This is a genomic window from Bacillus sp. FSL W8-0223 (genome assembly GCF_038006805.1).
GTDB lineage: Bacteria > Bacillota > Bacilli > Bacillales > DSM-4216 > Bacillus_O > Bacillus_O smithii.
This window is the reverse complement of the sequence record NZ_JBBOVX010000001.1, coordinates 2,094,955-2,109,230: the sequence shown is the minus strand read 5'-3', so window position 1 is coordinate 2,109,230 and position 14,276 is coordinate 2,094,955. Positions and strand designations below refer to the sequence as shown.

Sequence of the window (14,276 nt, the reverse complement as noted above, 5' to 3'; positions counted from 1 at the left end):
ATGAAAATTTTGATGATCTGTACGGAAAAGCTCCCTGTGCCTCCCGTACGCGGAGGAGCGATCCAAACTTATATTTCCGGTGTTCTTCCACATTTAAGCAAGCATCATGATATTACCGTTTTAGGGACTGATGATCCTTCTCTTCCTGATCAAGAAACTGTAGACGGCATTCATTATGTACGTGTACCGGGAAAAATCTTCGAAATATATCGAGAAGGTGTGATTCGATATGTTGAATCAAACTCATTCGACCTTATCCACATTTTTAACCGTCCACGCCTTGTCATTCCTGTCCGTAAGGCCGCTCCTCATTCTAAGATAACCTTAAGCATGCACAATGATATGTTCAATGCGGAAAAAATCGATTCAGAAGAAGCAACCGCAGCTTTGGAAGAAGTTTCTGGTATTGTTACGGTCAGCGATTATGTTGGAAATGTTATACGTCAACTTTATCCACAAGCATCGTCAAAGATTCGCACGATTTATTCAGGAGTAGATATCGAGAGATTTTTACCCGGAAGTCATCCAAAGATGCAAAAAAAACGCAAGGAAATTCGAAAAGCGAATGGTTTAGAGGGCAAAACGGTGCTTTTATTCGCCGGAAGGCTTTCACGCAATAAGGGGGTCGATAAATTAGTTAGAGCCTTGCCTGAACTTTCAAGAAAATTCAAAGATTTAGCGCTCGTTATTGTAGGCAGCAATTGGTTTAGCCAAAATAACATAACCGATTATGTGGCTTACGTACGAGCATTAGCCAAAAAGCTGCCAGTGCCGGTTATAACAACAGGCTTTGTGGCACCGGATGAAATACAGAATTGGTTTGCTGCAGCTGATTTATTTGTATGTACTTCGCAATGGCAAGAACCGCTAGCTCGGGTGCATTATGAAGCAATGGCAGCAGGACTTCCGATCGTCACAACCGCACGGGGCGGCAACCCGGAAGTCATTCATTCAGGAGAAAATGGTCTTGTTGTAGAAAATCCGGAAGATCCCAAAGATTTCGTAGCAAAAATCTCCCAAATTTTATCTGACAAATCTTTAATGAAAAAGATGGGAGAAAGGGGAAGAGAACTGGCTGTTTCCCAGTATCAATGGGATCGGGTAGCATCCGAGATACTGGAAGTTTGGAGTCAAGCCATTCAGGTGATCCCAACTTCAGACACTGAACAAGAAAATACAGAAAAAACGAGTGCAAATAAAGTGGAACATAAAAAGAATAAAGAATCGGAATATGAAGCGAAACATAAAAAGGATAAAAAATCGGAACCTGAAGATAAGATTAAATACACCATATTGGATGTGGATGGAGAAACCGTTAGAAAAAGCATATGGTATTCCAAGCACTATAAACGCAGCCATGATAATAGGCATACACGCAGACGCCATAAAAGAAGCTCCCACAGTTATAGTAATAGGCGTACACACAGGCGCAAAAAAAGACGCGGACGAGGAGACAGTACGAGCCGAAGACGCAGAGACAGTTAAAATGGCATATGGTTTCCCAAAACTTATGATGGCTGGAAAGAAGCATTATTAGTTTCTATAACTGGATAGTTGACTTACCAAAAGGCAATAAGCAGCTATAAATAATTGAGACACTGAGCAAATCTTTGATGATGTAAATTATTTTGTGTAAGCAAATTTTTCTACTAGAAAAAAAGAAAAAGGCAGGGTATTCTCAGATTTGCGACCAAACAAAACTGAAAGGAGATACCCTACCTTATGAGTAATAGTATACTCAACTCAGATTTCGCAAATCAACTGGAAAATATGATAAAAGATTTTGTTCAAGAAAAGCTTGAATTCATCATGAGAGAAGAAATCAAAAATTTCCTCCAAGTGGAACAGGAACACGTTCAAAACTCAAGAAATGGTTATTATCACCGTACTCTTGATACAAAGTACGGGAAAATAGAAGCTCTTACGGTTCCAAGAGATCGCAACGGGGATTTCCAGACTCAACTGTTTGAGCCTTATCAACGTCAAGACGGCTGGCTGGAACAGGCGATTATTAAAATGTATCAAAGTGGGATGAGCACTCGAGAAATTGGGAAGTTTATCGAAAGAATTCTTGGTTCAACCTACTCTCCTACCACGATTAGTCATATTACAGATGCCGCGTTGGAGGATATTCAAAAATGGCAACAACGTCCATTAAACAAACGGTATTCTGTGTTGTATCTTGATGGGTTTTATATAAAAGTTCGTCGTGATACGTATGCCAAAGAAGTCATTTACGTTGTTCTTGGTGTCAATGAAGAAGGTTATCGTGAAATTCTTGGCTTTTACGTTGGAGGTCAAGAAAGCGCGCATGGCTGGCAAGAGATTCTCCAAGACCTTTATACACGCGGTGCTCATGAAGTCTTACTTGGTGTTTTTGATGGACTCCCAGGTCTTGAAGAAGCCTTTAAAGCCGTCTATCCGAAAGCCGATGTTCAACGATGTGTGGTCCACAAAGTAAGAAATACGTTAAACAAGGTAAGGAAAAAAGACCAATTTGAAGTGGCTGAAGACCTAAAGCTGATCTATCGTTCGATGACAAGAGACGCAGCCATTCAAGCCTTTCATGAGTTTAAAGACAAGTGGTCTAAAAAGTATCCTAGAGAAGTCCAATCTTGGGAACAGGATTTAGATGTCCTCCTAACATTCATGAAATATCCGACCAGTATTCGTAGTGTCATCTACACGACCAATGCTATTGAACGAACGATTAAAGATATACGTAAACGACTCAAAACGATGAACAGCTTAACCAGTATTGAAGCAGCAGAAAAAATCACGTTCTTAACGGTACAGGACTTGAATGAAAAATGGTCCACTAGAAAACTTAAAGGGTTTTCTACGGCATACAAGGCACTTCAAGATATGTTTGAAGAAAGATACTGAAAGACCAAATTTTGTTCATGAAGAACAGAGTCTAGGGAGACTAAGTTGTCTTATATGAGACTGAATATTCAGTCTCATATAAGACAACTAAACACCTCCTCCAAGATTAAAAAAACGTATCTGAGAATACTCTCTTACACAAAATTCTTGACGGTACCAAATCTTTAAATACGTTTTGATATTTAAAATATATAAATCAATAAGTTAGGACTATCAAAAATAAAGATTTGTTTTAGAGAAGAGGTCAGGTTGATGATTCGGAAAGCGATAATACCAGCAGCAGGGCTGGGGACAAGGTTTCTTCCTGCAACAAAGGCATTGCCAAAAGAAATGCTTCCGATTGTGGATAAACCAACCATTCAATATATTGTCGAAGAAGCAATAGCTTCTGGAATAGAGGATATTATTGTCATAAGCGGACGCAGCAAACGTTCGATTGAAGATCACTTTGATAAATCGTATGAGCTAGAAGAAACTCTTTTTAAGAAAAACAAACAAATGTTGCTGGAAGAAGTACAAAAGATTTCAAACATGGCTAATATTCATTATATTCGCCAAAAGGAACCAAAAGGACTTGGCCATGCCATTTACTGTGCGAAAAGTTTTGTTGGAAATGAGCCTTTTGCTGTATTGCTAGGCGATGACATCGTCGACTCTTCGAAGCCTTGTTTAAAACAATTGATGGAAGTTTATGATCGTTATCATTCCTCCATCGTAGGCGTTCAGCCAGTAGACGAAGAGGATGTTTCAAAATACGGAATTATAAAACCAAAAGGAAATGAGATCGAAGAAAATATCTTCAATATTGAAACGCTAGTAGAAAAACCAAAAAAAGATGAAGCTCCTTCCCGATTTGCTATTATGGGTCGGTATATTTTAAGACCGGAGATTTTTGATATTTTGAAAGAGTTGCCGCCAGATTCCAATGGTGAAATTCAATTAACAGATGCCATTAAAATCATGAATCAATCGCAGACAGTATTAGCCTATCAATTTCAAGGTAAGCGCTATGATATCGGGAGCAAGGTCGGGTTTATCCGCGCGACGATTGATTTTGCTTTACAGCGACCAGACTTGCAGGAAGACATATTAAAGTATCTGAAAGAAGTGATTGCCCCCGAAAATTTAAACAGTTAGAACAAAGGTCGATATGAAGGACATGGGGCGATCTTAAAAAGTTTGAACACTTCGATTGACAAGCAGCTAATGAGTATAGTGGAACAGTTTTCACTTAGTCAGAGTGGACACTTTGATCATTAATTTGGAAATGGGCATCATCTCTATCATTAGACATAAAGCTGTCGAGTGCAAGATCTTTCGCTAAAAATGGGAGTCAGCCGTATAAAATAAATGATCGAGTTCGTTGCTTCGTGTAAGAGCATGCTTATCATTTGCCATAACGATTCACTTTCGTTCCATTCTGTCCAGTTTGATTTCGTGGGTACATGAATATATACCCATTAGCTATATAACCACAGATTGCCCCGTTTTGAAGAAAAATAAAAGAATCGAGGTGAATCTTATGAATATAGCCGTTATTGGGGCAGGATATGTCGGAACTACAACCAGTGTAGCGTTTGCCAATTATGGACACAAGGTATATGTCATAGAGAATGACCAAGAAAAATTAAAAAAGTTAAAAAAGTCCATTCTCCCTTTTTATGAAGAGGGAATGGAGGAACTGTTAAAAAAACTTATTGCCGGCGGAAATCTTTTGTTTTTCCAAAATATAGAGGAAGTTATCGATCAAGTCGAAATTTTATTTATTACCGTCGGCACACCTTCCTTACCGAACGGAGAAGCGGATTTATCTTATGTAGAGGAAGCGGCACGACAGATTGGAAAGTTGATGAATGAATATAAATCCATCGTCATTAAGAGTACCGTTCCAATCGGGACCGGTGATAAAATTCATAAAATCATAAAAGCTGAACTGAAAAAAAGAAACAAAGAAATTTCTTTTGATCTCATTTCGAACCCGGAATTTTTACGAGAAGGAAAAGCATTGCAAGATGCTCTGTATCCTGAGCGAATTGTGATTGGCTGTGAAACGGAGAAAGCCAAAAAGGTCATGAAAGATTTGTATAAAGAGATCAACTCACCCGTTGTGTTTACAACGATCAAAGATGCTGAAATGATCAAGTATGCCTCAAACGCGTTTTTAGCGACTAAAATTTCGTTCATCAATGAGTTGGCGCGACTTTGCGATAAAATTGGGACCAATGTGATTCAAGTGGCAAAAGGAATGGGGTTAGACAGCAGGATTGGTCCTCATTTTCTCCAGGCAGGAATCGGGTATGGCGGATCTTGTTTTCCGAAAGACATAAAAGCATTGCTAGCATTGGCTTTTGCAAAGAAAACTCCTTTACAAATACTTCAGGCCGTATCAGATGTGAACCAAACCCAAGCACTATGGTTTATGGAAAAAGTAGAAAAAGCGTTGGGCTCGCTGTCAGGAAAGCGCATTGCGGTTTTAGGCCTTACGTTTAAACCTCAAACGGACGATATAAGAGAAGCATCCTCACTAAAAATTATACAATACCTCATCGAAAATCATTCCTACATTTCGGCATTTGATCCACAAGGAACAGAACATGTAAAAAAGATATATCCTAACGTTCATTATACTCAAACCCCATTTGAAGCTTTAAAAGGAGCAGACGCGGTATTAATTGTAACGGAGTGGAAAGAAATCGTAGAAATAGACTGGAAAAAAGCAAAAAACGTTTTATCCCAACCATACGTATTCGACGGAAGAAATTGCCTGAACTCATCTGCATTGAAGAAATTAGGCTACCATTATGAAGGAGTAGGTACGCCTAGTTTTGATGTTTGAAAATGGCTCCGTTGAAAGATGAAAAATCTGGGCTTTATGGCGAAAAGCGCTTAGCTATATACCTTTCATCATATCCGCATCGGGGAAGGAGGTCCAAGAGGTGCAGAAGAATTCGAAATCTATTCTGGTTACTGGCTGTGCGGGCTTCATCGGGTTCCACTTGACGAAACGTTTGTTAGATGAAGGTTTTTATGTAATCGGGATAGACAATATGAATGATTATTACGATACAAGCTTAAAATATGACAGATTAAAAATGATCATGAAGCATCCTCGTTTTCAATTCGTCAAAGGCTCAATTGAGAACACGGAATTACTGGAAAATCTTTTCTATCAGCACGATTTTGATACTGTGGTCAATTTAGCCGCACAACCTGGTGTACGATACAGCTTGAAAAATCCACATAAGTATATCCAATCGAATATTGTTGGCTTTGCCAATATATTAGAATGCTGCAAAAAACATAAAATCCCTTATCTCATATATGCATCATCGAGTTCCGTCTATGGAAATAACAAGAAGATACCGTTCTCTGTAACCGATCGTGTCGACAACCCGATTAGTTTATATGCAGCAACTAAAAAAGCGAATGAGTTAATGGCTTATACGTATAGCCATTTGTATCATCTCCCTACAACAGGGTTGCGCTTTTTTACTGTCTATGGCCCTTGGGGGAGACCCGATATGGCTTTATTTAAATTTGCAAATGCCATTGTAAAACAGCAGCCAATCGAAATTTATAACTACGGAAATATGAAAAGAGACTTTACCTATATTGATGATATTACGGAATCCATTTTACGTTTAATCAATAAAGGGCCTTCTCCGGAATCTCCTTATAAAATTTATAACATAGGAAATAACCAACCCGTACAACTAAATGATTTTATTCAAGTACTGGAAAAACATTTAGGAAAGAAGGCAATCAAAAAGCTTTTGCCTATACAGCCCGGCGATGTTCCAGAAACATTTGCGGATATTGATGAATTAGTAAAGGATATCGACTATAAACCCCAAGTATCTATTGAGGAAGGAATCGAAAAGTTTGTCGAGTGGTTTAAAGATTATTATAAAATTAGCGAGTAGGTTAATAAAAGTAGAATTTAAGAGCTAAAAACTGCAGAAAAGAATCATTCTGCAGTTTTTATGTGCGCCCGGCATGTACATGAACTATAGGGTGTAAGTCCCGAACCCCGAAGACAGAAGTAGAGGTTAGCCAAGAGCAAGGGTGTCCGTGGTGACGCGGAATCTGAAGGAAGCTGGAGGCAAAACACCGGTCCGAGGAACACGAACCTCATATAAGGCTAGGTATGATGGAGTGAGTTTGCATAACAAAACAAAGCTCTTTCTGTCGAAGGTCATATCGAGTAAATGAGGCGGATAGATGGTGTGAAAGTGCATGTACTTACCCGGGGAGGTCTGGCGGATATGTGAAGTACTCTTCATAACCTACTTAGTGATAAGTAGCTGAACCGTCAGAAGTCAGCAGAGGTCATAGTATTAGTTGGTCTAGAACAACTAAGAAGGACCGAACAATTAAGAGAGAATAGCCCTTGGTATTCAGTGAGTCATGATGAACACAGAAAACGTAGTACCTCACTTGAGGGAGGAAGCGGTGAATCCCGTGGGAGACCTCTTGGAGGGTGGAGTGACCACTGGCATAAAGAGAACAGCTATTCACGGAAGTTATAAAGACTTGCGTCAATTATCTTAATTGAACCGCCGTATACGGAACCGTACGTACGGTGGTGTGAGAGGACGGGAGTTAATCGCTCCCTCCTACTCGATTTGACCATCTTATTTCAATTGTCCAGAAAGGTTGAATAGAAAACAGCGGAAAAAACGGTTTACTATTTTTTAAACTTTTCGGTTAATTCGTTATTTAAATAACTCAGATCTTCCGCCATTTGAGCGATCTGATGGGACGCTTTTGCAATCTCCCCGAAAGTTTGTTGAAAGTCTTCGATAAATGAAGCTAATCGATCGATTTTTTCCCCGCTGGATTTTACACTTGCAGCTTCGTCTTCAAACACTTGGATGATGCTTTCGTTCGCTTGACGGAATGCACTCGTTTCCTCGACGATACGCTGAAAAGCCGCTTCAAATTTTTGAATCGTTTGTTGAACGATATCGATATGATTCTGAATATAATCGAGAGACTGTTCCGTTTGCATGGCTAGCTTGCGCACTTCATTGGCGACGACTGAAAACCCTTTTCCATGTTCGCCGGCGCGTGCGGCTTCAATATTTGCGTTTAGGGATAAAATATTCGTCTGGTTGGAGATGTCTCTAATCGTGGTAACAATTCCATCGATTTTTTTTGAGCTGTCGGCTAGTTCAGTGGTGAGAGCTTTTGTTCCTTCAATTAATTGTGCAATGTTATCAAGTTTCGTTAATGTTTGGGCTACGTCTAATTTTCCGCTTTCTATTTTTGCGATCATTTCGCTTGACTGCGTTTGAATGGCGTTTATTGCATCGAACATTTCTTTGACGTATTTTTCCCGATCCGCGATAGAAGCAGTGGTTTCTTCAGCGTTGGAGGCAAGCATTGTAGACGACTCCGTTAGGCGATATTGGACTTTTTCGATTTCACTAAACTTCATCATGGAAGACGTGTACGCTTCAATATATGTCATTATGGCTATTTGTATATCGAACCAACACAGTTTCATGAAAGAGAGGTATACGTCTGTTGCTTTATGCGGCGGCAGTTCTTGCATCAGCATTCGCAGCACTTCGTTTTGAATGAAGGCATAAGCCCCGAGATACCATTCAGGGAATAGTTTGATACGATTATGAACCTGCCCGATTACTTTCCGTCGCAATACGTATTGTTCGCCAACTTCCCCCGACACCATGTCCAATAAATAGGCACGAAACGTTTGCTTTAAACGGTCAATCGTCGAATAGCTTTGGATAATTTGTACTAAGTTAGGCATGCTGCCGATGCGGTCGTAAAAAGCATCGACAATTTTGGATATGTGTTTCTCTAAAAGAGGACGGATATTAACTAAACGCTGCAAATCTTCAACGGTGAGTCCGACGAAAGACACTAGATTTTTATACTCTCCTTCAATAAGTTGTCGATAGTGCTCTTCGATGGAAGGGGATGACGGTGAAATGGACGAAGAAACGGATGAAACGCTCGGGATATGTTTATCTTTTTTCCAAAATAGCTGAAAAGTCCCTGTTTCATTTTGTATAAGCCGACATAAGAGATATTTTGACATATAGTTTCCTCCAAAATCATCATTTTCCAAACAAATTATACATTGCCGGATGCGTGTACAGAATAAATGGATAGATGATTCACAAAAATTTAGAAATTTTAAGAAGGCATAGTAAAAAAGTATTATATAATGAGGATGATTAAGGAGGATTTTGTATAAAATGGAGGATTTATGGAATGGAAAGAATACAAGTAACAAGCAAGGAACGATTGCAACAATTGCGCTATACAGGGGTGACGGAAGAAAGGTTGCAATACGTATATGAATATAGAAATATATTACTCACGCTTGTTGATCCGATCGTCGACGAATTATATGAAGAAATATCAAGGATCGATTCCTTGCGAGAGTTCATTCAACGCCATTCAACGTTAGAAAGACTAAAAACCACACAAAAACGGTATTTGCAGCAATGTTTCGAAGCGACCATTGACGATCGTTATGTTCAAGCGCGATATAACATAGGCCGGGCTCACTCTGAAATTGGACTTCATTTGGAGTGGTATTTAGCTACGTACACAAAATATATAGATATTATTTATAAACATGTTTCACAAGTGCTTCCGGAGCAAACTATCCATATTTTGCTCGTCATTCAGGCGATTTTTTCATTTGATATGCAGTTGACGCTGGAAGCATATAAAGCTGCGGAAATCGAAAAAGCGGCGCACCCGTTGCGGTATGAGTTGGACAAATTGCTGCAAATGAACGACATTACAAATCAAGACTTGGAAAACCTCGATCAATTTAGCGGATATATTTCATTTCGTATTGATAGTATTATGGAAAATTTTCATCATTCGCTTATTCGCCGATTAGGGGAAGAAAGCCACTATAGCCTTGGCTTATTACAAAAAGAAAAGTATTTGGATTATGTGAGAAATTTTTTATTACAATTTTTTCAACAAAAAGTATACGATGATTTAGAAGCCTATTTTCTCATTATTTGCGATTGGAGCCGGTTGGTTATTGAGCAGCGATGTCATGAGAACTTTTTTCATATAGTAGCCGAGTCGATTTGTGAGGCACTTAAGAAAGTGTTTTTAACAAAAGAGTATTTACATGATTTTCATTTCGTTCAATATATTGATTCATTTGAACGGTTTTCAAAGTTTACGTTGGCGATCATGAACGAAATCCTCCGGCCATACTTATTTTTAAGTGATTTTGATTTTCTTGATATTTATGCATACGAAATTAGTACGATTGATTTTGGGCGGATAACGTGGATTGATGATAAAATGAAACGTCTTTTAAAAAATCTTGGTGTTAGCGAAAAGCGTCCTATTGGGCGGCGTTGTTATGAATTGCTGCATAACCGTCCTGTTCCTTGTTCAGAGTGTCCAATCCTAAAAGAAAGTGAACCGATGCTCACGACGCTTGGGAATGACAGAGGATTGAATTATTATAAAATTCGTCTGCTTCCGCAAACGAAAATTTTTGAACTTTCGCGTGCACTGATGGTGATTCAAGATGTGACGAAAGAGTCAAAGGTTATGTTCGACGTGTTGGAACGATTGCTGCAGTTAGCGGACTATCGCGATGATGATACGAAAAATCATGTCCATCGCATTGGAATGCTTTCCGGAATGCTGGCCCGCTTGGCAGGGTGTAACGAACAATTTGTTTCCAATATTGAAATCGCTGCCAAATATCATGATATCGGAAAAGTCGGCATTCCTGATTACATATTGAAAAAACCCGGAAAACTGACAAAAGAAGAATGGGAGTCGATGAAAACATATGTGGTCATCGGCCATCAAATTCTCGTCAATTTAGATTTACCTGTTATTCAAATGGCGGCGAATATCGCTCGTACACATCATGAATGGTGGAACGGCGGAGGCTATCCGAACGGTTTAAAGGGCGAAGAAATTCCGTTGGAAGGGCGGATTGTCGCGATCGTCGATGTGTTTGATGCTTTATTATCGAAAAGAATTTATAAAGACGCCTTTCCGCTCGAAAAAGTAAAAGAAATTTTATCGGATGGCCGTGGGAAACAATTTGATCCGAAGTTAACAGATTTATTTTTAGCCATGTGGGATGATTTTTTAGCAGCACGAGAAAGTTTAAAATAAGGCGAACAGTGCTTTTTGTTACTCCCTTTTTTAACTTCCCTCCGAAAGAAGTCTTCTACTTCAAAACGTGAAGGTGCGGAAGCACCAGTGAAAGTGGGAGATGAATTTCGGTTAGGCGTAGCCTAAAGTTGTCTCTTTTTTGTACTACGATATAATCAGTATTTATATAAATGAAAGACTGTTATATCAACGGAATTAGATAATAATAATCATTCGGGGTATTCCTTTTGTATTATCATCTTGTTCTGGTCGTAAAATATCGCAGACAAGTGATTGATGACCCCATATCTGACTATGCAAAAGATATGTTTATTCGACTTGGTGAACATTACAATATTTCCTTGGTCGAATGGAATCACGATCTTGACCATGTGCATATTTTGTTCAAGGCACATCCGAATAGTGAACTATCAAAGTTCATCAATGCCTATAAAAGTGCAAGTTCTCGACTTATCAAAAAGCATTATCCACAAGTGAAAAGAAAACTTTGGAAAGAGTATTTTTGGTCAAGAAGCTTTTGCTTACTTACAACAGGTGGTGCGCCCATTGAAGTGATAAAGCAGTATATAGAAAATCAAGGGAGGAAGTGAGGTGATTTGATATGGCAAACAAAGCATATAAATTTCGTCTGTACCCAACACAAGAACAAGAGCAACTTCTTACAAAAACCTTCGGCTGCGTTCGTTTCGTCTACAACAAAATGTTGGCTGAACAAATGGAAACATATGAACCATTCAAGGACGACAAAGAAGCCTTGAAAAAGCAAAAAAAATTCCCGACTCCTGCAAAGTACAAAAAGGAATTTCCATGGCTCAAAGAAGTAGACAGCCTTGCGTTGGCAAACGCTCAACTGAATTTGCAGAAGGCATACCAAAACTTCTTCTCTGGTCGTGCTGAATTTCCGAAGTTCAAAAGCCGAAAGGCGAGACAGTCCTACACAACCAACGTGGTCAACGGAAACATTGTGCTTTTGGATGGTTATATCAAATTACCGAAACTGAAACTTGTAAAAATCAAACAACATCGAGAAATTCCGTCACATCATATCATCAAGTCTTGTACGGTTTCTCGAACAAAAACAGGAAAATACTATGTTTCTATTCTCACTGAATACGAACATCAACCTGTACAAAAAGAAGTACAAGCTGTTGTTGGCTTAGATTTTTCCATGAACGGTTTATTTGTCGATAGTGAAGAAGGTAAGACAGCCAATTACCCTCGTTTCTATCGCCAAGCCTTGGGAAAATTAGCGAAAGAACAGCACGTTCTATCACGCAGAAAGAAAGATTCTAATCGTTGGCACAAGCAACGACTAAAAGTGGCGAAGCTACATGAAAGAATTGCGAACCAACGAAAAGACTTTCTACATAAGGAATCGCACAAATTAGCGAAACTATATGATTGCGTGGTTATCGAAGACCTCAACATGAAGGAAATGTCCCAAGCACTCAATTTCGGCAAAAGCGTTGCTGATAATGCATGGGGCATGTTCACGAAATTTCTCCAATACAAGTTAGAAGAGCAGGGGAAAAAGCTTATCAAAATAGATAAGTGGTTTCCATCATCCAAAACTTGTTCATGTTGCGGTCAAGTAAAGGAGTCTCTATCTCTTTCTGAGCGCATATTCCATTGTGATTGTGGTTTTGTAGCAGATAGAGATTGGAATGCTTCTATCAATATCAAGCGTGAAGGATTGCGACTGTTGGCATTAGCATCATCATAAATAGAGCATGGAACAGGCTCGATAGCTAAGTAAATTTCGTACCGTTAGGTGCGATTACCTTAGAAGCCCCCACCTCTAAGCGAAGAGTAGGTGGCGGGTAGTTCACAATATGCAACCAGGTTGTTAACGCAGCACTGGCTTCGGATGACATGATCCAACAAATAGAGCAAATGAAAAGGCCTTTCTTCCTGGAATTAAATTGGATGAATCATTATTAAGAGTTGCCCTATGCTTCACCCCAGAATTGTCATAGAAAAATGATAAATCTGCCTATACTTAATGCTATAATGACACAAATGCAGATTTACAACGTTAAGCAAATTCGATATGAAAAGCCTAATTCTCTCATTGTTATGATGAGAAATTAGGCTTTTCCTTAATTAGACAGTATGAATTATAATGGACTAAATATTATCTACGAAATAGCACTTCAAATAGTCATTATATAGTTACTACGAAATAACCAAAATAACTAAAATTACATATTTTTATTCTCATTGCATTCCTTAAGTAACTTCTCGCATAAATTCTGGCAAATTCCTTGAGAATGGTATCTATTCAATAATTCACTTAGGTTTATGAATATTTTATTTTCATTTAATATATTTTTAAAATCTTGATAAGTGAAATTTCTATTAATTTTAACTTTTCTTTCCGGGAAAAGGCTAGTTATTTTATTATTGACTTTATTAGTGAATTCTTCACTCTCAGTCACTGGGTTTTGTAATGTTGAAGCAAAAGTCAAAATTGTTTCGATAAAATGAATATCATCTTCATTTAAACCAATTTTTTTCATCCATTCACTTACAGTTAAATTTCCCACAAATATCACTCCTAAAAGAATAACACATCTGCCATACGAATAGCCCAGCTTACAGCTATTGCGATGTTTTCAGCGGTACCTTTACTCATTCTAGTATTCTCTTTTAAATAAACTGGAAGTTGTTTTCTAACCATAGTAGCTGCATCTGAACCAGCGTATTCAAATCGTGTCAACCAATTTCCGATTTTTTTACTATTATTTTTAAACGTTTTGGCAGTAGATGAATCTATTATGTTAAACCGTCTTGCCGCATCAATGACTTCATCTCCACCTGCTCTAAGCAACTGAGCGACTTTTACAACGGCTTTGGATTTAGCGCCCATTGTAGTTATATTTTCATTTTGACCATCTAGTTCTAGATTTAATGATAGTTGATTGGCTATTTTTGATCGTTCAGTGATGTAATCAAACTTATTAAATTCGGACGACGCTTGTACTTTTGGAGAAACCATTAACAATCCACTTATCAAAACCGTTACTGATATACAACTTAAAATGGCTTTTCTGAAATTATTGATAAATATTTTAATATTTAACATGGTTTTTTCTATCCCATCCTTAACCTATTATTCAAATGATCAGTTTGTAAATATGTGCTTTTGAAATTCATTATAACACAAAATTTGGTAAAATAAACTATTTTTTCTATTTTAAAATTAATACCTGAATCCGTGACAAAACATCTTTACAATGGTCGCA

Annotated in this window: 10 protein-coding genes and 1 pseudogene; 8 read left to right on the top strand and 3 right to left on the bottom strand. The window is 38.3% G+C overall.

Annotated features, from left to right (window positions below; all coding sequences use genetic code 11):
- The 5 genes from NST81_RS10235 (at nucleotide 1) to NST81_RS10215 (ending at nucleotide 6,809) form a co-directional block, all read left to right on the top strand.
- Nucleotides 1–1,485 carry a glycosyltransferase family 4 protein gene (locus NST81_RS10235; protein WP_327824172.1) on the top strand — a complete coding sequence of 495 codons (1,485 nt, stop codon included), beginning with the start codon at nucleotides 1–3 and terminating at the stop codon, nucleotides 1,483–1,485.
- A 237-nt stretch (nucleotides 1,486–1,722) separates the two neighbouring features.
- Nucleotides 1,723–2,886: an IS256 family transposase gene (locus NST81_RS10230; RefSeq protein WP_048623008.1), complete on the top strand. Its 1,164-nt coding sequence runs from the start codon at nucleotides 1,723–1,725 to the stop codon at nucleotides 2,884–2,886.
- Between the two features lie 249 nt (nucleotides 2,887–3,135).
- Nucleotides 3,136–4,023 carry a UTP--glucose-1-phosphate uridylyltransferase GalU gene (gene galU, locus NST81_RS10225; protein ID WP_327797268.1) on the top strand — a complete coding sequence of 296 codons (888 nt, stop codon included), beginning with the start codon at nucleotides 3,136–3,138 and terminating at the stop codon, nucleotides 4,021–4,023.
- Nucleotides 4,024–4,375: 352 nt separating this feature from the next.
- Nucleotides 4,376–5,722 (top strand): UDP-glucose dehydrogenase family protein, encoded by a 1,347-nt coding sequence (locus NST81_RS10220; protein WP_341029729.1) that lies wholly within the window; start codon nucleotides 4,376–4,378, stop codon nucleotides 5,720–5,722.
- Nucleotides 5,723–5,822: 100 nt separating this feature from the next.
- A complete protein-coding gene (locus NST81_RS10215) occupies nucleotides 5,823–6,809 on the top strand; it encodes an NAD-dependent epimerase (RefSeq protein WP_341029726.1) in 987 nt (328 codons plus the stop codon).
- Nucleotides 6,810–7,573: 764 nt separating this feature from the next.
- On the opposite strand, the gene NST81_RS10210 is transcribed toward NST81_RS10215, so the two are convergent.
- Nucleotides 7,574–8,953, bottom strand: coding sequence for a globin-coupled sensor protein (locus NST81_RS10210; protein ID WP_341029724.1), 1,380 nt, complete (start codon nucleotides 8,951–8,953; stop codon nucleotides 7,574–7,576).
- 176 nt (nucleotides 8,954–9,129) lie between these two features.
- On the opposite strand from NST81_RS10210, the gene NST81_RS10205 reads away from it, so the two are divergent.
- The 3 genes and pseudogenes from NST81_RS10205 to NST81_RS10195 all read left to right on the top strand — a co-directional run bounded on the left by NST81_RS10205 (nucleotide 9,130) and on the right by NST81_RS10195 (nucleotide 12,754).
- Nucleotides 9,130–11,031, top strand: a complete 1,902-nt coding sequence (locus tag NST81_RS10205) for a protoglobin domain-containing protein (RefSeq protein ID WP_341029722.1) — start codon at nucleotides 9,130–9,132, stop codon at nucleotides 11,029–11,031.
- Between the two features lie 183 nt (nucleotides 11,032–11,214).
- Nucleotides 11,215–11,621: pseudogene (gene tnpA / locus NST81_RS10200) on the top strand (IS200/IS605 family transposase).
- 11 nt (nucleotides 11,622–11,632) lie between these two features.
- Nucleotides 11,633–12,754: a transposase gene (locus NST81_RS10195; RefSeq protein ID WP_341029720.1), complete on the top strand. Its 1,122-nt coding sequence runs from the start codon at nucleotides 11,633–11,635 to the stop codon at nucleotides 12,752–12,754.
- Between the two features lie 478 nt (nucleotides 12,755–13,232).
- Here NST81_RS10195 and NST81_RS10190 read toward each other — a convergent pair whose 3' ends face one another.
- A complete protein-coding gene (locus NST81_RS10190; protein WP_270584060.1) occupies nucleotides 13,233–13,577 on the bottom strand; it encodes a hypothetical protein in 345 nt (114 codons plus the stop codon).
- A gap of 11 nt (nucleotides 13,578–13,588) precedes the next feature.
- A complete protein-coding gene (locus NST81_RS10185; RefSeq protein ID WP_341029718.1) occupies nucleotides 13,589–14,116 on the bottom strand; it encodes a hypothetical protein in 528 nt (175 codons plus the stop codon).
- Nucleotides 14,117–14,276 lie beyond the last annotated feature (160 nt).